Raw genomic sequence first — 21,254 nt, 5'->3', positions numbered from 1 at the left:
GATCACGTCGACGAGGTCTTCGCCTTCACCCGTATGTGCATCCAGCGCGCCAATCAGGGCCAGCAGGGCAGAACGCCGGACGCGGTCGTGGAAACGGGCTAACAGCGGCTAACACAATGAGGTGGATCAGTTCTGCCTGCCGTGTCCGGGACGGGAGTTGAGCGTTCGGTCCGGTGTGGGGACGTCGCCGTGGATCGTGTCGGATGAACTGTGGGACCGTCTGGAGCCGCTGCTGCCGCAGCGTGAGCGCAGGTTCCGGTACCCCGGCCGCAAGCCGTTGCCGGACAGGGAGGTGCTCTGCGGGATTCTGTACGTGCTGCACACCGGGATCCAGTGGGAGTACCTGCCCAGGGGCCTCGGCTTCGGATCGGGCATGACGTGCTGGCGCAGGCTGCGGGACTGGAACGAGGCCGGCGTCTGGCAGCGGTTGCACGAGGTCCTGCTGGCCGAACTGAACGCGGCCGCGCGTCTGGACTGGTCCCGCTGCGTGGTCGACTCCTCGCACGTCAGGACGCTAAAAGGGGGCAGCACACGGGCCCGTCGCCGGTCGACCGGGGACGGGCCGGCTCCAAGCATCACTTGATCACCGACGGACACGGCACCCCGCTCGCGGTCCTGCTGACCGGCGGCAACCGCAACGACGTCACCCAGCTTCTGCCCCTGCTCGACGCGATCCCGCCGGTCCGCGGCCGGGTCGGTCATCCTCGCCGGAAGCCGGACTCGCTGTTCGCCGACCGCGGGTACGACCACGACATCTACCGCGACCAGGTCCGCGCCCGCGGCATCGTGCCCGCGATCGCCCGCCGCGGCACCGTGCACGGCACCGGACTGGGCACCTACCGCTGGGTCGTGGAAAGGAGTTTTGCCTGGCTGCATGGCTTCCGTCGCCTGCGCATCCGCTGGGAACGGCGAGCCGACATCCACGAAGCATTCCTCAAACTCGCCTGCTGCCTGATCACCCACCGACAACTCAGGTCATTGTGTGAGCCGCCGACAGCCGGTTGAGAACTTCGTTGGGGGTGAAGCTCCAGCCGACCAGGCGCGCCCCGCTCCAGTTGATGCCGATCACGAGTCCGTCCCGGGCGGCATCGGGCAGTACGCGATCGCACCAGGTGTGCAAGGGCATGGACTCAACGAGGAGTCCATGCCCCCAGATCTTTGCTGCCCTCTGGGCGCGCGGTGAGGTCGACCAGAAGGGAAGACTTCGCGTGCCGTCCGCAGAGAGGTGTGTCGGGCTTCCGTTGTCATCCCGGACAAGCCAGACCACGCTGCTCTGGCGGACGTCTCGGAAGAATGCCGCCGCTTGCGAACCGCTCTGACTCATGGCCACCGAGCCTACCGTTCTCCAACACTCATTTCGTTAGGGGTTGTTAGTGCTGATGTCGATCTGGGCTGCTGCGGTGGGGACGGGCAGGTGTCGGGTCTCGTCGATCGCTGCGGTCATGGAGTCGTATCCGGCGGCGTGTGCGGTGGATTTCAGGGCGTTGCGGCGGGCTTGTTGGGCTGCGGGCAGGGTGCGGCGGGGCCGCCAGCGCGGGCGGCCTGGACGGAGGGGCGGGGTGTTGGGGGCGGCGCGGAGGTCGGTGTAGCGGCGGGCGAGGTCCGCACACCAAAATCGTGGTCAGGAATCATCTCCGCTATCTGAGTTAGGTTCTTTCCAGACCGCCTTCCCAAAGTTTTCATTTATTCTGCCAGCTACGTCCTTATTCGTGGTGATTATTTGGAGAATCCCTGCGGCAGCGAGGGCTAGTTGCACAGGATGCGTGTCGTAATCGGCGAGACCAGGCGCCCGTGAAATGGAGAAAGCGGCAGCAATCAGTAGCACTCCCGGAATAATTCTCTGCGTGAATATTTCCTTGATTCGCTTGGCTTGGGGTGTGGGGGGAGGTGCATCACGCAGCAAATGGGCGCGGTCGTTCCTGAGGAGTGCAGCACTGGCGTCTACTAGCGAATCGATTACACCCTGCACGTCGTGCACGGATCCAGCTGCGACGAGTCGTACCTCGTTTTCGCTTAGCACTACTGCCAGCCGTCGCCCTTGGTCGCGAAATTCGGCACGAAGGTCTCGGGTTGTTGCTCTTGTTGTGAGGGAAAAATACTTCGATACTCGGCGTCGCAGCTTTCTGTGCGCCCTGCACCAACTACGACACCGAGAATCATCCGGCCAGGACTTGCGTTCTTCGTGGAGGACGGAGGCGAATTCAAGCATTTCCAGTCCTGCGCGGTCCAAAGGATGCGAATCGCTCTCAGCTAATCTGGTCACCCAGAGTTCGAACCATGTCGGAGCTCGATGTCTTAATGCGACCACTACAATGGTCGCTGCGATGTACCAGGTGTTGGCGTCCGAAACCGACCCCTCGATCAAAAAGTGCAGTCCGCGCGCCGCCAGCCATACAGAAAGTCCAACGATCAGCGGTTTTCCGAACTGTCGATTCAACGCGGGGACAATGAAAGCGGAAAATCCTGCAGTATCGACCGCTGTCCATGCCGTCAGACTCAGGACATGCCTAAGGTTTTCGCTGTACTTCGCCGAGTCCCCGGCGACTTGCCACAAACCGAGCCACGTACCAATGAGAACTGCCGCACAAATCAATATGGGATTTAGCGTGCGGTACGGATCGCCTTCTCTGTAGATTTTAGCTGTCGCTCTCTCAACAGACCTGCGATAGGCTACCGATTCTCTTCCTCTAGCCGAACTAAGCAATTTTGCGTACAGGACGTCTTTCTTTGCTTGTTCCTCGGCTTTCCGTTGCCTTTTTGTCATGCTCGCCCCCAACGAGTTGATGCGTACTGTCTAACCGGCTACTCGTCCCTGGGCAAGAGGGTCCATCACCTGCCCCCTTGACCGAGGCGTGCACGACATCGCCCACCACAGCCCTTGCACCGGGGCGACGATCATTCGCCCTGGCCCCGGCCCTCGCTGGGCCTCTACGGACGGCCAGGGTGGCACTGGGGCGGTCTGCAGTGGGGATACGGCGACGTAGGGGCTGGGCGCCGAGGCTAGCGGCCCGCGGACTGAGAATGGCAGGTCTTAACGTTCGGGCGGGTGCGAGTCTTCTGGAAACATCTCCATGATGTCTCGCTGTGAGGCATCATGGGGTGTCCGTCGACTTCCTGAAAGGCGCTGCCTGATGACCGCAGACCCTCCGCCTTCTCCCACGTCCGCAGAGGAGTTGTGGTCCGTGTCCGTGGTGGCCGCCTACCTGGGGTTCACGGGGGCGTCGGCGACCGGTTCGGCCCGCAAGCAGCTCTCGCGCTGGGGCATCGCCGCCACCAGTCGCGAACCCGGCCGCAGCGGCGAGTCGTTGTACCTCGCTGCGCAGGTCCGCGCGGCCCATGAGGCGCGCCCCGGGCGCGGCCGTCACGGGGCCGCCAGGAGTGAGGGCGGGCGCTTCACGACGTCCTCGGACGCCTGAGTCCTGCCGCACCCTGCCCTGCACGCAGCAGGGCGGCCGTCCACTTCCCGGCGTACGGCCGCCCTTCCCACCCAGTCACCAGAGCGTTCACAGACCAGGAGGACCCCCATCGTGACCGTCACGCTGCGCCCCCATCAAGTCGAGGCCGTCGACGGAGTGCTCCACCACCTGTCCAAGCAGCCCGGTCAGGGCGTTCCGCCGGAGGGGCTGCGCACGCAGGTCATCGCCGCGACCGGCTCCGGGAAGACCCTGATCGGCGTAGCGGCAGCCGGCCGTCTGTCCGCCCGCCGGGTCCTGGTCCTGATTCCCACCCTGGACTTGCTGTTGCAGATGGCCGCCGCCTGGCGGGCGGGCGGCCGGCACGGAGCGATGATCGGGGTCTGCTCGCTGCGCGGCGCGGACAGCCAGGGCCTGCCCTGCACGACCGACCCGGACGAACTGATCGCCTGGACCGGCGGCGACGAGACCGTGACGGTGTTCGCGACGTACGCGTCCATCGGCATGGGCACCCTCCAGCGCGCGCATGCCGCCGGGCTCAGGGTGTGGGACCTGATGATCATTGATGAGGCGCACCGGGTCAGTGGCGACGGAATGAAGCCGTGGGCAGCCGTCCACGACCAGACACAGATCCCTGCCGTCCGGCGGCTCTACATGACCGCCACCGCCCGCGTGTGGGAGGCCGATGGCGACCGGCCGCGGCTGGTGGCGTCCATGGATGAGGACTCCGAGATCTTCGGTCCGGTGGCGTACAAGCTGAAGCTGTCCGAAGCGATCCGGCTCGGCCTGGTGGCGCCGTACCAGGTGCTGTGCCTGGACATCCGCGACCCCGGCCTCTACGCCGCCCTCACGACGGAGGCGACCGGTTCCGACGCGGTGCGCGGGGCCCGCCTCGCGGCCGTGCAGACCGGGCTCATGCGCGCGGCCGTGGAAGAACGCTTCCGGCGCGTGCTGTCCTTCCACAGCCGGGTCGGCGAGGCAGAAGCCATGGCGGCCGCGGTGCCGGCGACGGCGGCACGCCTCGCCGAGGACGACCCCGCAACGTTCCCGCCCGCCGGGCAAGTGTGGTCGGCGTGGCTGTACGGGGAGCACGCCCCCGCCCACCGCCGGGCCGTCCTCGAAGAGTTCGCCTCCGACTACCTCACCGGACCGGGCCCGGACGGCGACGGTGGGGACGTGCGCGCCGAACTGCGGGTGCTGTCCTCGGTGCGGGTGCTGGGCGAGGGTGTCGACACGGCGGAGTGCGACGCGGTGCTCTTCGCGGACGCCCGCGGCTCCATGGTCGACATCGTGCAGATGGTCGGCCGCGCCCTGCGCATGCGACCCGGCGTCGGAAAGCTCGCCACCCTGATCGTCCCGGTGTTCCTCGGCCAGGACGAAGACGCCAACGAGCTGCTCACCTCCGACGCCTACGGCACCCTCGCCAAGATCCTGGGCGCCCTGCAGGCCCACGACACGGACACGATCGAGGCACTCGCCGACCCGCGCCTGCGCAACGCCCGCCCCGCGCCGGACGCAGACGACGACCGCGACCAGGACGACGGCGAGGACCAGGACGACGACCTGGAGGACGTCGTACGGGTCAGCGCTGCGGCGGCCGGCGTGCTCCGGTTCAGCGAGGAACGCGACCCGGCCGCCCTCGCACATTTCGTCCGGCTGCGGGTCATCGACCCCGAGAAGGCGTACTGGCGGCGCGGCATCGAGGTCGCCACCCGGTGGCTGCGCGAGACCGGCAACACCGAGCTGCGGGTCCCGTACATGTACGTGTCGCCCAAGGACTGGGGGTCGGCCGGCTCCCATCCGCTGGGGGTCTGGATCGCGGACCAGCGCCGGTACTACGCGGCCGGAACCCTGGAGGCGTCCCGCGTGGAGCAGCTGGAGACGCTCGGGATGGTGTGGTCCGTGCAGGCGTCCGCGTGGGAGGCCGGCCTCGCCGTCGCCCGCGCCTACGCCGAAGCACACTCACACCTCCTCCCGCCCACCACCGCGGTCTGGGGCGGGGACGGCTTCCCCATCGGGGTATGGCTGAAGAACCAGCGCGCGGCGGCCCGCAGGACCGCTGAGAACGCCGAACGCCGCGCGAACGGGGAAACGGGCATCTCCCACGCCGGAGAACTCGCGCAGGCCCGTGTGGACGCCCTGGCCGACATCGACCCCGGATGGTGCCCGACCGCATGGGAGATCGGATGGCAACGCGCCTACCGGCTCACCCTCGCCCACATGAAAGCAGGCGGCACACTCCCGGCCGGGCCGGGCGAACTCATCGTCCAGGGCGAGGACCTGGGCGCGTGGGCGGCCGGACAGCGGACCATGTGGGACAAGCTCACGCCCGCACAGCAGTGGCTCCTGGAGACCGTCGGAATCGAGCCCCTGGCGGAGGGCGAGCCGGCGCCGGGCGCCGGCCGGTCGCGGGATGCGCGGTGGGAGGCGAACCTGGCCGCCGCCCGCCAATTCCACGCCCGCGAGGGACACCTCCAAGTACCACGGCAGCACGTCGAGATCACCGGGAACGGCGACGAGGGCGAGCAGACGGCCGTGAAACTCGGTGCCTGGCTCGACAACACCCGACGCAGGGCCGCCAAGCTCAGCGCACAACGCCGCGCCGAACTCGACCAGCTCGGCATGCGCTGGTCCTAGAACACACGTCGACGGCCCGCCCCGTGAGATCGCTGGGGCGGGCCGTCGACGTGTGTGTGGTCGTGAAGGGCGGTCGCCTACGCGGCGAAAAGCCCCATGAGACATCAGCCGAACGATCATCCTCATGGGCAACAGGTGAGGCCCGGGGACACTGTCCCCTCCACAACCACTGATGTCTGTAACGCGGGTGGGTGGGCGGGCATTCCCGAGTGAGGTGAACCCGGGCGCGGTGCGCACCCACTTGCCACGTCAGACCGTGCGCGGTCCTCCGGAGGTCAGGAGGACCGCTACTGGCTTGGCCTCCCGATGGAGGCTTGCCGCGGCCGGGTACGCCGTTCGTGTACCCGGCGGGCCGGTGTGGGATGGGTTCACAGGCGGGCTCGGAGGGCGCGGGCGGTAGCCAGGACGCGGACGAGGTCCTTCTGGGTGAGGGGCCGGCGCAGGGGGTGGGCGCAGGTGTTGCGGACGGACTGAAGGTCGTAGATCCGCTGGACCGGGATGCGGGTCAGGGCGTGCAGGGAGGGAGAGAGGTGGGTGGGGTCGGGGGCGTGGTAGCGCAGCCGGTCCCAGGCGGCGATGACGCGCAGGGCGTCGTGGGGGTTGATGGTCTGGAGCCAGGCGTCTGCGTTGTCGGCCGGGATGTGTGCGGGCATGAGGTCCTCCGTGCAAGGGAGCAGCCCAGGTCGAAGCCCGGCGCCGCGGTGGAAGGGGATGACCTCAGTGCAGTCCGCTGACCAGGCTTTTTCCATAAAACCGAACGTCTTGAAAGACCATCGAAAAATGGTGAACAGCGCGCAGGGAAGGGGCTGTTGAGCCGCAGTCCGCGCCGCTACGCTGACCGTCGGCGATCAGGGCGGACGGGGGTCTGAGCGGTGAGCGAACACGGGGATCCGGTGGCCGAACTCGCGGCCTGGCTTCAGCAGCTGCGCAACGAGAACGGCCGGCTAACCCTGGCGGCGATCGTGGAGAGAGTCCGTGCCCACGACCCGACGTCCTCGCTGGTGATAAGCACGGTGTCCAACGCCCTCAACGGCAAGAACATGCCGCAGTCCCAGACCGTGATCGCTATCGCCCGCGCACTGGGCGGGGAAGACGCTGCGGCCGAAGCCGGCCGAGAGTACGCAAAGGCCAGTAACCGCCTGGATGCCGAGGCCCGGAAACACCGCGCCACCGCTACCGCCGCCGCCCCGGCCAGTGCGCCGGTGGTGGCGGCCGACTCCGTCTCAGCCACGGGCGCAGCCCCCCTAGCGGCTGTGCCCGGCGAGGCGGGACCGTCGCGGCAGACGGCGGGCGCCTCGTGGTGGTCGGCCCTCTCGCGGAGGGCCCGCATCGCTGTGGTGTCGGTGAGCGTGGTAGCCCTCGCCGGCGGGGGCCTCGCGCTCTTCAACCCGTTCGACCGGTCGGACGGCGGAGACGGACGGGCGGACGGGTCACAATCTTCTGCGGGTGGACCGACGGCTTCGCAGGCAGGATCCGGCCCAGCTAACAAGGCCGCCGGTCAGTCCGACCAGTGGAGCGGCAAGCCCCCGATCGCCATCCAGGCCAGCACTGTCGCGCCGGTGTGTGGAGCCGTGTACTTCGACGGCACCCCTGACGCCTACCTCGAACAGGTCAAGGGCGGCCAGGCGACGGACGCCGGCGTCGTCCGCGGCACCACCGTGGAGATCACCCTGCAGGGCCGCACCCCGCAGAAAGTCATCGTCACCCGCATGCGGCTCACCGTCACCAAACGCAGCGACCCACCCAGCCGGGGCATTCTCGTCGGCTACGGGCAATGCGGCGGCGGAGTCGACGAACGCCACTTCGACCTCGATCTCTCCCACCCCACCACCACCTGGAAAGCACGCCCCGAAACAGACGACACCACCGGCGAAGTCGTCAAGGATGCCGTCACCTTCCCCTACCAGGTCGGCCCCTCCGACCCGGAGGTCTTCGACCTCCGCGTCGCCAAAGGCTGCGCACAGGGCCAGGACTGCCGCTACACCATCCAGCTCGACTGGATCGCCGACGGAAAACACGGCACCACCACCCTCGACAACCACACCCAAGGCTTCCCCAGCGCCGGCACCCCACCCAAAATCCCCACCTACCGCTTCGACTACGGCCCCAACGGCCCCACACTCACCAAGTAGTGGTCCGCCTCCCGCAACGTGGCACCACCGGCTGGCGAACACCGCGCCGGCCACCTGCCCCGAGGAGAGACGGCCATGACCATCCGCATCCACCACTGCTGCCACCAGCCCGGCGCCTACGCACCGATCTGCGTGTGGGACGAGTTGCACGCCCACTGCCCGGACCGCAGCACGGCCGTCCAGTACCTGGCCGACCGCACGGGCGTCCCCGCCCGGGCCTCCACCGCACCCGGATGACACGCAACATGTCCGCCCACCCCACCCGGGGCCAGCCCACCCCGGACAGATCACCATGCCCATCTCCGCCGCCTACCCCGCCCTGACGGCCCTGCACCGAAACCGCCAACGTTCCGGGCCCGCGTCCGCAGAAGCCAGGAGGCGGCGATGGCCAGGGTGCGGCAGATCGGTTCGACGCCGAACCGGTCACGATGGGCGTCGATGAAGCGGATCAGCGCGGCGGTCGGGGGGCGAGTTCCGCTGCGAAAAAAGCAGCCGCGGCCTTGAGGATCTCGTTCGCCCGCCGCAGCTCGGCGTTCTCCTCTTCCAGCTGCCGGATCCGCGCGGACTCGTCCCGGGCGGCAGCAGCCTGCGGGGCCGCCCGGGCATCGTGCTTCTTCACCCAGTGCCGCAAGGCTTCGGGATGAATGCCGAGCAGATCACCGACCTCACGGATGACCCCTGGCCGTCCCGGGGTCTCGCGTTGCTTGTCTGCGACCATCCGCACCGCTCGCTCGATCAGCTCCGGTGGGTACTTCCGCTGGGCAGGCATGGACGCATCCTTCCAAGGATCAGCGCCCTCTACCGAACCCGGAACGGTTCAAACCCAGCCCCTGCTGAAGCCGTAGGTGGCATCCACGGTCCCAGGCCCAGCCCGATCCGGTCGGCTATGGCCTTGCGGACCATTGTCTTGGCCAGCGGCTGTCAGTCGGTCTTTTGCTTCCGTCGGCCAAGCACGGGTGCTTCACCGCGAAGTGGGACATCGCCCCGCCTCCGGTCCGGCCACCGGTGACGGCCGTCTCGGCAGTACGGCCGTCACGGTGCTGTGCCTATCGACGGCCTGTCATCTGGTACCTGCATTCTCGACAGTCGCGGCGGCGATCTCCGCCGCATACGTGGCCCTGAGATTCTTCACCTCTCCTGCCAACGCCTTCGCAAGCCACGCGTAGGTCCGCTCCGTGGTCCCCCGAGGAGAAACACGGAAGCTCCTGCTCCGGAGAATCTTCATGTGATCGGCCTGATTGAGTGACCGCTTCTCTTCGATCACTTTAGCGCGAGGAATCCTCTTCCCCTGCGCCTCTTCGATCTCCTGGAGATAGACCTGCGAGATCTGGCTTCTGCCGTTCGTGACGTTATGGAACCACTTGTAGGTCTGCTGCGTGGTGCCACCGCGGACAAGGGCGTATCCGCAGGCGCGGATGACCTGCATGTGCTCCTCCGCCGTAAGAATCCTCTGCTCCTCCAGCGGACGAGCGGCATCACCGAAGCCGTCCGTGTGGTGTGCCAGTTCCTCGATGTACGCACGTGAGGCGGGCGACACTCCGGTTCTGACGTTGCAGAGCCATTCATAGGTCTGCTGCGTGGTGCCACCGCGGACAAGGGCGTATCCGCAGGCGCGGATGACCTGCATGTGCTCCTCCGCCGTGAGCGTCCTCTGCTCCTCCAGCACCCGGACCCCGTCCCCGAACCCGGACACCCTCGCCCTCAGCTCCTCCGCGTACGCCCGCGCTACAGGCAGCACCCCGTTGCGGACATCCTGAAACCACCTGTATGTCTGCTGCGTGGTGCCACCGCGGACAGGGGCGTATCCGCAGGCGCGGATGACCTGCATGTGCTCCTCCGCCGTGAGCGTCCTCTGCTCCTCCAGCACCCGGACCCCGTCCCCGAACCCGGACACCCTCGCCCTCAGCTCCTCCGCGTACGCCCGCGCTACAGGCAGCGCCCCGTCGCGGACATCCTGAAACCACCTGTGCGTCTGCCGGGTGGCTTCGCCTGGCACAAGCGCGTACTCGCAGGCGCGGATGACCTGCATGTGCTCCTCCGCGGTGAGGGTTCCCTGCTCCTCCAGCACCCGGACCCCGTCCCCGAATCCGGGCACATGGTCCTTCAGCTCGTCGGCATAGAGTCGTGCAACCGCCGTCTGACCGGTCCTGACGCGTTGGAGCCACGTGTAGGTGTGCTGGGTGTCGCCGTAGGGGAGGACGGAGTACTGATCGTTGCGGATGATCTCCATGTGGTTTTCGGCGGTCAGTTCGGTCTTGGTGAAGGCGGCGTGCTCCAGGCCGGTTCCGGTGGCGTACGGGGCAGACCCAGGGAGGTCTCGCCACGGCCCGGCTTCGCCGGCGGAGTCAGTGTGTCTCTGCATACGGTGTGCAGGTTCCGGGCCCACCCGTCATTCGCTCACGCCGCGGCTGAGCTCCCACAGGCACAGCACCGACGAGGAGTTGAGTGCGTAGGAAGTGCCTGTGATGTCGTCCCGGGCTGCGATGTACTGCTTGCCCTGCCACAGCGGCAGCACCGGGACGTCTTCGGCGACGTCGTCCTGGATCTTGGTCAGGCTGGCAGTCGCTGCGCCGCGGTCGGCAGCACGGCGGGATTCCGGTATCAGGGTCTGCTGGATAGAGGCGTTGGAATACGGCGAGCCGAGGAAGTTGTCCTTGTCCAGGAAGGGCGCAAGGAAGTTGTCAGCGTCAGGGAAGTCGGGGAACCAGCCCATGCCCCAGACGTCGTACTGGCCCTTCTGCTCGGCGGGCCGGAAGGTCGACCAGAGGTGGCCCTGGATGGAGACGTCGAACAGGCCGCTGTCGTTGAGCTGCTGCCGCAGAACCTCGAACTCCTGCTTGGTGACCGATCCGTAGTGGTCGGTGGTGTAGTGCAGCGTCAGCTTCACCGGCGTGGTGATGCCGGCTTTCTCAAGCAGGCTCTTGGCCTTGTCGGCGCTGGGGTCGCCGTACTTGTTGAAGAACGAGTTGGAGTGGCCGATCACGCTGGCCGGGACCAGCGAGTACAGCGGTTCGGCCTGCGTGCCGTAGACCTTGGAGACCAGTGCGGCGCGGTCGATGAGCTGGGCCATGGCCTGGCGTACAGCCTTGGATTTGACAGTGGGCGCGTCGGTCTCGAAGGCCAGATAGCGGATCTCGAGGCCGGGCATCTCGACGAGGTCGACGTTCTCGTCCGACCCGGCGTCCAGCTTCTGGATCTGCGCCGGTGACATGGTGCGGGTCATGACATTGATATCACCCTTGTCGATCGCGGCGCCCATGGTGTCGGAGTCCTTGAACACGCGCATTTCGACTTTGTCGTTGTTCAGCTTCAAGCTTCCCTTATACAGGGGATTCTTCTCGAAGGTGACATTGGTGATCGTGCCCTTGTCGACGTCTGCCTTGAAGGTGTACGGACCGGAGCCGTCGACCTCAAAACCGTCGCGGAGCTTGTCGTTCGCGTAGTCCTTCGCGTCGACGATGCCCGAGACCGGGGTGGTCAGCTTGTACGGGAAGGTGGCGTCGGCGGTCTTGAGATGGAAAATGACCTTGCGCTCACCTGCGGTTTCGATGGTGTCGATCGTGTTCAGGAGGCTGGCGACACCCGTGTCGGCCTTGATGCGCAGGGACCGCTCGATGGAGTACTTCACGTCGGCGGCCGTGACGTCATCACCGTTGGCGAACTTCAGTCCGTCGCGCAGCTCACATACGTATCGTTCGTTGCCGTTGTCGGTGAAAGCGCAGCTCTGGGCGGCTTCCGGGACCGGGGGACCGTCGCCCTTGGGCTGAGTCATCAGGGTCTGGATCGTCTGACGCAGCAGGTTCCAGGCATTGGTGTCATAGGTGAAGGCCGGGTCGAGCGGCGCAGGTTCGGCCTTGGTGGCGGTGAACATGTCCGTCGTGCCGACGACGATGGCACCGTCCTTGCCTCCGGCGTCTGTTCCGCCGCACGCGGTGAGAACGGGGGCGAGCAGGCCGGCCACTGCCGACAACACCAGAGTCTTGCGGTTCATCCGGATGTCTCTCCAGAGCGTGTTCGAGGCCCGCCGTCCCACAACGGGGCCCCGGAGGCTTCTATGCGGTCCTGCGTTGCTGTCGGGGCGACTCCGGGAAAACCGTCGAGGGCAATACCCGCCAATCTGCGCACAGCTGTCCCGGAATACCGACACGGCGTGCGGGATCGGCCCACCAGCAGGGCCAAGAGTACACATGTGCCTCTTGCAGGCGCACAGCCGATGGAAGGCATGAGTTTGAACGGTCACCAGGCATGTCTCCACCTGCCGTGCCGATGGATGTCCGCAGCCACGCGGCACGGCAAACGTATGCAGAGGCGGTGCGATGAGGCTACAGGGTATGCGTGAAGGACATCGAGACGCAGACGACGAGTGAAGCGAGCGATGCCTCTACGGCTGCGCTCGGGCCCGGCCATCCCCGACACCCCGGGGGAACTTCTGGCCAAGGACTCGGCTGACGGCTGCGACAGGGGTGCGGCGAGGTGGGACACACCTGATCGCGGCCGTGCATGCCCGCCTGGACAACTGCTGTCATCTGCAGGTTGTTTCGGCGTTGTTGCCAGGGTGCTGCCAGTGATGCCGGGGGCTTCCCTAGCCGCACGTCCGCCGCATAGATTCCCGGCGGCCTGAACATTCATCCACGTCGAGGGATCCCTTTGACACACGCGATGTTCCGAAGACGACGCCGCCTGTTCGCAGTCGCGGCAGCCCTTATGGTCACCTTGGCGACCCCACAGGGGACCGCCTTCGCCGACACCCCGCCCAGCGGCGACACCACGCGCGCCGCCGACAACGTTGCCACATCCGTCGTCACTCTCGTGACGGGCGACAAGGTCACCGTCGTCCCGGACACCGGCGGGGGGCGCGACACCCTGACCGTGCAGGGAGCCGACGGGGAGCCCACCGGCGCCCGCATTGTCACCGTCGGCGGCGACACCTACGTCTATCCGGACTCCGCCCGCCTCTACCTGGCCTCCGGCGTCCTGGACAAGCGGCTCTTCGACATCACGCGGCTGGTGGCCGACGGCTACGACGACTCCAAGCAGCAGCGGCTGCCACTCATCGTCACCTACCGCGGAACCGATGCCGCCGCGGCCACGCTGCGCAAGCGGGCCGTAGCCCTGCCCGGCGACGTAACCGACGTCCACCCCCTCACCAGTGTCAACGGGGTCGCCCTCGCCGCCGACCGGCACGACTCCGGCGCCCTGTGGAAGAGGCTCACCGCGGCCGGCCCCGAGGACTCCGCCGACCGACCGGCCGCCGACGGGGCCTTCACGGCCGGTGTCGCCAAGGTCTGGCTCGACGGCGAGGTCCGGGCCACCCTCGCCGATTCCGTCGCCCAGATCGGCGCACCCCAGGTCTGGCAGGGCGGCAACACCGGCCAAGGCGTCGACGTGGCCGTCCTCGACACCGGCTACGACCCCGACCATCCGGACCTCAAGGACGTCGTCAAGGACAGCGCCAGCTTCGTCCCCGGTCAGGACGTCACCGACCGCAACGGCCACGGCACTCACGTGGCGTCCACCATCGCCGGCAGCGGCGCGGCGTCCGGCGGCACGGAGCGCGGGGTGGCTCCCGGCGTGAACCTGCACGTCGGCAAGGTGTTGGCCAACGAGGGTGTGGGATACGACTCCTGGATCCTCGCCGGCATGGAGTGGGCCGCCCGCGACGTACACGCCCGCGTCATCAGCATGAGTCTGGGCAGCAGCGAGAACGCCGACGGCCAGACCGTCCTCGCGCAGGCCGTGGACGAACTCAGCGCCGAGACCGGCGCCCTGTTCACCATCGCCGCGGGCAACGACGGCCCCGGCGCGCAGACGGTCAGGTCGCCCGGCACCGCCGACGCCGCCCTTACCGTCGGGGCGGTGGACTCCGCCGATGCCATCGCCGATTTCTCCAGCCGCGGCCCCCGCTACGGCGACGACGCCCTCAAGCCGGAGATCACCGCGCCCGGCGTCGGCATCCTGGCGGCCCGCTCGCAGTACGCCGCCGAGGGCTCGGGGCCCTACCTCACGCTCAGCGGCACCTCGATGGCCACCCCGCACGTCGCGGGCGCCGCCGCCCTGGTGGCCGCCGCCCACCCGGACTGGACCGGCAGCCGTATCAAGGACGCTCTGGTCAGCACCGCCAAGGCCACCCCGGACATCTCCGCGGACGACGGCGGCAACGGCCGTGTCGACGCCGCGACCGCCGCCACGGCCACCCTCACCGCGACCGGCACCCTCGACGCGGGCATCCACTCCCCCGGCGACGCGGCCGGTACCGTCGAGAAGACCGCGACCTGGAGCAACACCGGCGACCGAGCCGTCACCGTGGACCTGGCCGTGGACGCGCCCGACGTCCCCGCCGGCGTCTTCACCGTCTCCGACGACCACCTGAACGTCCCAGCGCATGGCACCGCGAGCACCACCGTCACCACCGACCTGGTCAAGGCGGGCGAACTCCAGCACTGGACCGGCCGGCTGACGGCGTCGGCCGACGGCCGGACACTCACCCGCACCCTGCTCGGCGTCAGCACCCGCCAGCAGCTCTTCCACGTGCGCAGCACCATCACCGGACGCTCCGCGGAACCCGCCTACGGCTCCCTCACCTTCTTCCGCGAGGGTGACCAGTACGCGGGCTACTACCTCTTCGACGACGGCCGGTCCGACCAGCTGCTGCCGCCCGGCCGCTACACGGTCTACGCCGACTTCCGCGTGGAAGGCACCCACGGAGAGGCCTCGGCCGGATACGCACGGATGGTGTTGCCGCAGGTGGACATCACCGGCAGCGCCAACCTGGTCTTCGACGGCACGAAGCTGCGGGAGGTCTCCGCCCTCACACCCAAGAAGACCGAGACCTTCGCACGGAGTCTGGACTACTACCGCGTGTTCGACGACGGCACCTCCGTCGACGACAACACACTGATCGGCGACGGCTGGGACAGCATGTGGACGGCCCCCACCCCGCGCGTCCACGACGGCGAGCAGTACCTGACCACCCGCTGGCGAGACCAGGAGCCCCTTCTGAGCCTGTCCTCGGGCCGGCAGGAATTCGACGACCTGTGGATCCTGCCCGGTTCGGCGAAGCTCCCCGAGAACGACTACGACCTCGACCTCGTCCATCCCGGCGAAGGCCTGGCCGAGGACTACGAGGGCGTCGACGCGGCCGGCAAGGCGGCCGTCGTGCCCTGGGACTCCGACGACGAAGACACTGCGGACGACCAGATCAAAGCCGCGCAGAAAGCAGGTGTCAGACTCCTGCTGTTCGTCAACGACCTCGACGGACGGCTGCGCGAGCCCGTCATCAGATCCTCGGTCGAGGTGGCGGGCCTGTCCCGCACCGAGGGTGAGGAACTGATCGCCCGCATCGACGCCGCCCGCACCAAGAGCGTTTCTCTGCGGGTGGCCTCACGGCCGGACACCGACTACCTCTACGACCTGGTCCGCACCTGGAAGGACCGCATACCCGCCGATCTCGTCTACGCCCCCAGGACGGCCCGGCTCGCCCGCGTCGAGACGTCGTTCCACAACCCCGGCGGAAACGAGGTCTACGAGAACCGGTACGACGTCCACCCCTGGACCGCCTACCTGGTCGGCAGCAACCGGCTCAGCACCGCCGGCGCACACCGCACCGACTACGTCACCACCGACGATTCCTTCTCCTGGATCGAGCAGGGAGAACTCCAACTGCTGTGCTACAGCGCCTCCGGACCGGTCCGCTACCCGGCGGGACGCACCACGGACGTCGACTGGTTCGGCCCCGTCGTACGCCCCCGCCTCAACGGCACCGTCGCCGCCCCGGTCCGTACCGGTGACGAGATCGACGTGACCCTGCCCGCCTGGGGCGACTCCGGCGGCGACCACGTCAACTGGACGCCGTTCGGCAGCACGGACACCACCGAAAGGACCCGGCTCTACCGCGACGGCACCCAGTTCGCCGAGGGCGGCGCGAGCCTGACCGCGGCAGTGCCCGCGAAGAAGGGCGCGTACCGCCTCGTCCACGAGACGACCCGCACCGCCACGGCCGCCTTCCCCTATTCGACCGCCACCCGCACCGAATGGGAGTTCCCCTCGGCCCACCCGGGGCCCGGGCGGGACAGCGAGCAACTCCCCCTCATCCAGGTCGACTACGCCCTGCCCACCTCGGACGATGGCAAGGCGGCCACCGGCAGCGCCCTGCTCGTCACACCCGTCCACCTCGATGGCGGCCCCCACACGACGCCGCGCACCACCAAGGTTCAGCTGTCCTGGGACGACGGCGCCACCTGGACCACCGCCCGCCTCATCGACAAGGGGGCCGGCAAAGTGGCCGTCGCCCTGCGCCCACCCGCCTCGGCCACCTATCTCACCCTCCGTGTGGAGGCCCGCGACGGCCACGGCGACACGGTGACCCAGACCGTCGTACGCGCCGCGGGCATCACCCCCTGACGCGTCTCCCCCGCCACCGCCCGGCGGCCGCTTCCGGCCGCCGGGCGGTGGTCCGCGCCGGGGCTCTCCGTGCGGGGATCCGCGGCGTTGCGGTGGCCACGCCCCGCCGAGAGGCCTCCCGGCGGGGCGTGACGAGACCCGGCGGGCTCAGTGCTTGCGGGCCGCCTGGCGACGACGAGCGGCCACGAACACACCACCACCGGCGGCCAGCAGGACTGCCGCGCCGGCCACCAGGGGTACCGTGTCGCTGCTTCCGGTGTGGGCGAGCGAGCCGCCTGTGCTCTCCGACGAGATCGCCGCAGCCGTCGCCGTGGCGGCGGGCGTGGTCGCGGCAGCCGTGGAGCTCGGCGGGGTGTAGGTCGGGGTGGAGACCGGCGGCACGGACGCCAAGGGGGTGGGCGCCGACGAAGAATCCGAAGGCGTGGATGCCGGCGGGGTCGAAGCCGGCGGAACGGAGGCCGCGGGCGTGGACGCCGGAGGCGTGGACGGGGTGGCCGCGCAGGTCTGGGTACCGCCGTGCCAGGCCGCGATCAGCCCGTTTCCGAAGGCCGGGTGGTCGGGGCCCTCGGGAAGGTCGCCGCTGACACCGTCATGCCTGGTGTCACCGACGTAGAGGTCGATCTGGGCGAAGCACCCGGGGCGAGGCACGGTGATGTCGAGAGTGTCGCTCTCGTGGCCTGCCACGGTGACGGTGTCGAAGTCCTGGAAGACCTGCTTCCCGGACGTCTGCCAGGTCGCGCCCTGCGCGCCGTAGGAGGCGAGGGAGACGGTACAGGTGTGGTCCTGGGCACCGCGCACCGCTATGCGCACCTTCCCGTCGCCGCTGGGCACCAGCGCGCCGGTGCGGAACTGGGCCGCCGACACCCAGGTGTGACCGTCCAGGGAGAAACGGCAGCTGCCCGCGTCGTTCTTGGCAGCGGTCGGGGTGGGCTGGTAGCCGGTGCCCGCGGCGTGCGCGGCGGTCACGCCCATCGCCGTCACGGCCAGTGCGGCGGCACCGGCACCCACGGCGGTACGCAGGGCAGCACGCCTCATTGCTGACATAGGAGAGTCCATTTCGTATGTCGGCGTCCTCGGTGCCCGAAGTGTTCGGTCGTACGGACGGACGCCGATGGTCCAGCTGGGTCTGAGTTCCGCGGAGGTGTCGCGCCGAGTCGCGTTTCGCGACGACTGCCGGACATGCCTGAACGGCGCCCTCCGTCTCAGCCGCGAACCCTTCGCGAGTGACGAGCAACGCCTCCACACGGAGTCAACGAGATTTCACCCTGCGAGAGTTCACGGTGGATCATGACGCGTTGGCGCAACGAAGGGGCCGAGCGGATCGCCGGAGGGACGGTGCACCTCGCGCTGCCGAAGGCGGTGGACGCGCTGCGGGCAGCCGTGAACCTTCCCCACAGCACGCTCGTCTACCCCATGTGCGCCTCCGTGATCTCACCGGAGAGCGCGTTGACGAGTCGGCGTCGGGATGACGCCGGCCTGTCCGGCGGGTCGCAGGCCACGGGCCCACGCCGTCGAGCCCCCGACTCTATGAGGTGCGGATGAAAACGAATGCTGCGGTTCTCTTCGAGGCGGGCAAGCCGTTCGAAGTCGTCGAACTCGGCCTGCGCGGCCCCAAGAACGGTGAAGTGCTGGTCAAGGTCGAGGCAGCCGGACTGTGCCACTCCGAACTGCACCTGCAGAACGGGGACTTGCCGACCGCCCTGCCCATCGTGGCGGGACACGAGGCGACGGGGATCGTGGAGGAGACCGGTCCCGGCGTCAGCAAGGTGAGGCCCGGGGACCGGGTCGTGTGCACGTTCGTCCCGAGCTGTGGTCTGTGCCGCTACTGCTCGACCGGCCGCCAGAACCTCTGTGTCTTCGGGGACCAGCCTGACGGTCCCCTGTCGGACGGTACGTACCGTTTCCACCTGGACGGCCGGGACGTCGGCTCGTTCCGGCAGCTGGGCGCATTTTCGGAGCGGCTGGTGACCTCGGAGCGGTCGGTGGTCCGCATCGACGGCTCGCTGCCTCCCGAGCAGGCGGTCCTGGTCAGCTGTGGCGTCCCGACCGGGTTCGGCACGGCCACCAGGGCCGGCGGTGTGTCCGCAGGCGACACGGTCGTCGTCTTCGGTATCGGCGGCATCGGCATCAACGCGGTGCAGGGAGCCGTGCACGCGGGTGCGGTCAACGTCGTGGCCGTCGATCCGGTCGAGATGAAGCGGACGGCGGCCAGGAGCTTCGGAGCCACACACGTCTTCGCCGAGGCGGGTCCGGCCCTGGACAAGCTGAAGGAGCTCACGAACGGCTCCATGGCCGACCAGGCGCTGGTCACTGTGGGCCAGGTGGACCAGGAGGTGGTTCAGCAGGCCCAGCTGGCCGTCGGCAAGTCCGGTGTCGTCGTCATCACCGGACTGGCCAACTCGGCGTTCGAGATCCGCTCGGTCGCCGACTGGATGCTCCAGCGCCAGGTGGAGATCAAGGGTTCCCTCTACGGATCCATGAACCCTCAGTTCGACATCCCCCGGCTGCTGGACCTGCATCGCTCCGGCTACCTTCGGCTGGACGGGCTGGTGACGTCCACCTACCGACTGGACCAGATCAACGAGGGCTACCAGGACCTCCGCGACGGCAGGAACATCCGGGGCGTCATCGTCTTCGACTGACCACGAAGTCCGCCGGGCCCGACCTATCCGTTCGGGCGTGACGCAGGGACCGAAGTGACCTGAATCCCGGTCCGGAGGCCGCTTGTCAGAGCGCGCGGGCGAACAGGGCGAGCAGCTCCTTCCAGTGCCGTTCGGCAGCGACGGCGTCGTAAGCGGCGGTGTCGGACTGGGTGTAGCCGTGGTGCGCGCCCTGGTAGACGTCGCAGCGGTGTTGGACGCCCGCTTCGGTGAGAGTGTCCTCGAGACGGCGGATCTGTTCCTCGGGCATCGAGGGGTCCGCGTCGGCGTGCGCGAAGTACAGTTCGGCGGTGATCCGGCCGGCGAGCAGGTGCGGGCTGTCGGGTGCTTCGGAGGCCAGCCCGCCACCGTGGAACCCGGCCGCCGCGGCGATCCGGTCCGGGTGCGTGCCGGCCGTGTGCAGGGCGAGCCTGGCGCCCATGCAGTAGCCGGTGATGCCCACCAGCCCGTCCGTCACCAGCGGGGAGTCCGCGAGCCACGCCAGGTAGGCGCCTGCGTCGCGCTCCGTCGTCTCGGGGGTGAGCGACTCCATGAGCGGGACGATCTTCCCGACGATGTCGGGGCGGGCCTCCATGTCGATGTACTCCGACAGTGCCACGACCGGCGCACGCCCGTGCCGGTAGAAGACGTTCGGGACCAGGACCGCGTACCCGGCGGCCGCCAGCCGGTCGGCCATCGCCTTCAGGTGCGGGCGCAGCCCGAAGGCGTCCTGGTAGAGCAGCACGCCTGGATGCGGCTGCCCGTCGTCCGGGTGGACGAGGTAGGCGTCGGCGGTGCCGTCGGGGGTGGTGATGTCCACGAGCGTTCCGGTCACAGTGTCCATGGCGGGAGAATGCCTTCCGGTCGAAGAGATGTCGGGTGAGCACAGGCACCGCTCGACGACACCCCGCTCATATGCCGCAACGACTCACATGTGCCACCACATTCCCGCGTGGGGGTCTCCTAGGCATACGTGTGTATGGGTGAGGGCCTGCGGTCGATGAGCCAGCAACCTCGGCTGAACCTCGGACCGATCTTCGTACGTTGACAAGGTGACAACCCCGCGCGCCAGCGGGGCGTGCAGTCATGCGCAGGGTCCTCCGATGGGAACCGGAACCGACTACGTGACTGGCTGCCCATCGACGAGAACGGAATTGCCATGCACATCAGACGAGGCCTGGGACGACGCTCGACGGTCGCCCTCACCGCCACTCTCGCCGCCGGTGCGGCCGTCATCGCCCTGGGCTCGCCGGCCTCTGCCGCCATCAGCAACCACCGGGTCCAGCTGTGCGCCCAGGGCAACTACGTCGCCGACATCACCTGGTCCACCGGCCTCCACTCCTACGTGGTCAACCCGGGAGACTGCCAGACCTTCGACATCGTGGGCACCGGCCCGTACACCATCGGCGGTTTCTACAACGTCAGCAAGGCCCACTTCGACATCACGACCGTCCTGCCGCTCCCCGGCGGGTTCAACTCCAGCACCCCCGGGGCCAAGTGGGGGGCCGAGGGCACCACCACGGACCCGTACGTCGTCCGCTGGCAGTAGGACGTAGCGCACGGTCTTCGGTGAGCGGCGGCTGAGTCCTCCCGGAGACCGTCGTCCGGGGTGGTCCCTTCCTCGGCCCGGACGGTCCGGCACCGGCTCGGTGCCGTCGAGGTCGAGCCGGTGTCGGTGCCGGTTCGTGCTGTCGGCTTCCTCCGCGACGGCGAGGTCGGCGTGACCCGGCGGCCGGAGCCCGCGCGCACCCGCCGACGGCCCGGCGGAAATCAGCGCAGGAACTCGACCAGCAGGCGGACAGGGAACTCCGCGGTCCCCGCGCCCACTGGGTCGCCCGGCGGGTACGACATCACGCGGGTACCGGCCTTCCGTTCTTCCCCCTCGAACACGTCGCGGTCGCCGACGCGAGTCGATCACACACGCACTCCGGGCACGAGTAGACGACAGGCCGCTCCTCGCGGTCGTAGCTCGATATCGGCGGCCCGTACGAGGCAGCCACCGACCGGAGACGTGTCTCAGGGGCGCGAGAGGC

The 21,254-nt window shown here is 68.5% G+C and carries 15 protein-coding genes and 1 pseudogene; 8 read left to right on the top strand and 8 right to left on the bottom strand.

Annotation, left to right across the window (positions count from 1 at the left end; all coding sequences use genetic code 11):
• Nucleotides 1-121 precede the first annotated feature (121 nt).
• Nucleotides 122-1,005 (top strand): annotated as a pseudogene (locus ACFY3I_RS42890) (IS5 family transposase).
• Here ACFY3I_RS42890 and ACFY3I_RS42885 read toward each other — a convergent pair.
• Together ACFY3I_RS42885 and ACFY3I_RS42880 are read right to left on the bottom strand one after the other, a co-directional pair.
• Nucleotides 971-1,324 carry a DUF2750 domain-containing protein gene (locus ACFY3I_RS42885; RefSeq protein WP_390866385.1) on the bottom strand — a complete coding sequence of 118 codons (354 nt, stop codon included), beginning with the start codon at nucleotides 1,322-1,324 and terminating at the stop codon, nucleotides 971-973. The pseudogene ACFY3I_RS42890 and the gene ACFY3I_RS42885 sit on opposite strands and share 35 nt — an antisense overlap.
• 297 nt (nucleotides 1,325-1,621) lie before the next feature.
• On the bottom strand, nucleotides 1,622-2,764 hold the full coding sequence (locus ACFY3I_RS42880; RefSeq protein WP_390866384.1) for a hypothetical protein: 1,143 nt from the start codon (nucleotides 2,762-2,764) through the stop codon (nucleotides 1,622-1,624).
• 367 nt (nucleotides 2,765-3,131) lie between these two features.
• On the opposite strand from ACFY3I_RS42880, the gene ACFY3I_RS42875 reads away from it, so the two are divergent.
• Nucleotides 3,132-3,416, top strand: a complete 285-nt coding sequence (locus tag ACFY3I_RS42875; RefSeq protein WP_390866383.1) for a hypothetical protein — start codon at nucleotides 3,132-3,134, stop codon at nucleotides 3,414-3,416.
• A 111-nt stretch (nucleotides 3,417-3,527) separates the two neighbouring features.
• Complete coding sequence (locus ACFY3I_RS42870; protein ID WP_390866382.1) at nucleotides 3,528-6,050, top strand: Helicase associated domain protein; 2,523 nt, start codon at nucleotides 3,528-3,530, stop codon at nucleotides 6,048-6,050.
• A 368-nt stretch (nucleotides 6,051-6,418) separates the two neighbouring features.
• On the opposite strand, the gene ACFY3I_RS42865 is transcribed toward ACFY3I_RS42870, so the two are convergent.
• A complete protein-coding gene (locus ACFY3I_RS42865; protein ID WP_390866381.1) occupies nucleotides 6,419-6,703 on the bottom strand; it encodes a hypothetical protein in 285 nt (94 codons plus the stop codon).
• A gap of 240 nt (nucleotides 6,704-6,943) precedes the next feature.
• On the opposite strand from ACFY3I_RS42865, the gene ACFY3I_RS42860 reads away from it, so the two are divergent.
• Nucleotides 6,944-8,182 (top strand): helix-turn-helix domain-containing protein, encoded by a 1,239-nt coding sequence (locus ACFY3I_RS42860; RefSeq protein WP_390866380.1) that lies wholly within the window; start codon nucleotides 6,944-6,946, stop codon nucleotides 8,180-8,182.
• Nucleotides 8,183-8,257: 75 nt separating this feature from the next.
• Nucleotides 8,258-8,419, top strand: coding sequence for a hypothetical protein (locus tag ACFY3I_RS42855; RefSeq protein WP_390866379.1), 162 nt, complete (start codon nucleotides 8,258-8,260; stop codon nucleotides 8,417-8,419).
• 211 nt (nucleotides 8,420-8,630) lie between these two features.
• Here ACFY3I_RS42855 and ACFY3I_RS42850 read toward each other — a convergent pair whose 3' ends face one another.
• From ACFY3I_RS42850 to ACFY3I_RS42840, 3 genes are all read right to left on the bottom strand, one after another.
• On the bottom strand, nucleotides 8,631-8,951 hold the full coding sequence (locus tag ACFY3I_RS42850) for a transposase (protein ID WP_390866378.1): 321 nt from the start codon (nucleotides 8,949-8,951) through the stop codon (nucleotides 8,631-8,633).
• A 291-nt stretch (nucleotides 8,952-9,242) separates the two neighbouring features.
• Entirely contained in the window at nucleotides 9,243-10,544 is a 1,302-nt protein-coding gene (locus ACFY3I_RS42845; RefSeq protein ID WP_390866377.1) for a hypothetical protein, read from the bottom strand.
• Between the two features lie 27 nt (nucleotides 10,545-10,571).
• Nucleotides 10,572-12,173, bottom strand: coding sequence for an ABC transporter substrate-binding protein (locus ACFY3I_RS42840; protein ID WP_390866376.1), 1,602 nt, complete (start codon nucleotides 12,171-12,173; stop codon nucleotides 10,572-10,574).
• Nucleotides 12,174-12,895: 722 nt separating this feature from the next.
• Here ACFY3I_RS42840 and ACFY3I_RS42835 point away from each other — a divergent pair.
• A complete protein-coding gene (locus ACFY3I_RS42835) occupies nucleotides 12,896-16,582 on the top strand; it encodes a S8 family serine peptidase (protein ID WP_390866375.1) in 3,687 nt (1,228 codons plus the stop codon).
• A 147-nt stretch (nucleotides 16,583-16,729) separates the two neighbouring features.
• Here ACFY3I_RS42835 and ACFY3I_RS42830 read toward each other — a convergent pair whose 3' ends face one another.
• The gene (locus ACFY3I_RS42830; protein WP_390866374.1) at nucleotides 16,730-17,617 is read right to left on the bottom strand and encodes an LAETG motif-containing sortase-dependent surface protein; all 888 of its coding nucleotides are present in this window, start codon (nucleotides 17,615-17,617) and stop codon (nucleotides 16,730-16,732) included.
• A gap of 503 nt (nucleotides 17,618-18,120) precedes the next feature.
• Here ACFY3I_RS42830 and ACFY3I_RS42825 point away from each other — a divergent pair.
• Nucleotides 18,121-19,224 (top strand): Zn-dependent alcohol dehydrogenase, encoded by a 1,104-nt coding sequence (locus tag ACFY3I_RS42825; RefSeq protein WP_390866373.1) that lies wholly within the window; start codon nucleotides 18,121-18,123, stop codon nucleotides 19,222-19,224.
• Nucleotides 19,225-19,309: 85 nt separating this feature from the next.
• On the opposite strand, the gene ACFY3I_RS42820 is transcribed toward ACFY3I_RS42825, so the two are convergent.
• Nucleotides 19,310-20,065, bottom strand: coding sequence for a dienelactone hydrolase family protein (locus ACFY3I_RS42820; protein WP_390866372.1), 756 nt, complete (start codon nucleotides 20,063-20,065; stop codon nucleotides 19,310-19,312).
• Between the two features lie 315 nt (nucleotides 20,066-20,380).
• On the opposite strand from ACFY3I_RS42820, the gene ACFY3I_RS42815 reads away from it, so the two are divergent.
• Complete coding sequence (locus ACFY3I_RS42815; protein WP_390866371.1) at nucleotides 20,381-20,770, top strand: hypothetical protein; 390 nt, start codon at nucleotides 20,381-20,383, stop codon at nucleotides 20,768-20,770.
• Nucleotides 20,771-21,254 lie beyond the last annotated feature (484 nt).

This window comes from Streptomyces sp. NPDC001068, assembly GCF_042897315.1.
Classification (GTDB): Bacteria; Actinomycetota; Actinomycetes; order Streptomycetales; family Streptomycetaceae; genus Streptomyces.
Note: the sequence above shows the minus strand (reverse complement) of the source record. Positions and strands in the feature narration are given on the sequence as shown.